General features: G+C 36.8%; 1 rRNA gene (cut by a window edge). It reads right to left on the reverse strand.

Annotated elements, in window-relative coordinates:
• A 5S ribosomal RNA gene (gene rrf, locus EG240_RS14735) occupies nt 1-100 on the reverse strand; it reaches 11 nt to the left of the window's first position.
• Between the last annotated feature and the right edge of the window lie 153 nt (nt 101-253).

A 253-nucleotide genomic window follows, 5' to 3' on the forward strand; every position in this document is an offset into this window, starting at 1 on the left:
CATACTCTCCCACATTAAAATGCAGTACCATCTGCGCAATCGGGCTTAACTTCTCTGTTCGAAATGGGAAGAGGTGAGCCCCGACGCAATAACCACCTTAAGCTTTTCGCTTCGCGCTGTAGGCTATATGCCTTATGCGGTAAGCTTATTTTGTTAACATATTTAAGATACTTTTCTTATTTATTTTTTGGATGAAGTTAGAGTCTTTTTTCTTTTCTCTTTCTTCTATTTTCTTGTAGATGATTTTTTCTTA

This window comes from Paenimyroides tangerinum (assembly GCF_003865405.1).
Classification (GTDB): Bacteria; Bacteroidota; Bacteroidia; order Flavobacteriales; family Flavobacteriaceae; genus Flavobacterium; species Flavobacterium tangerinum.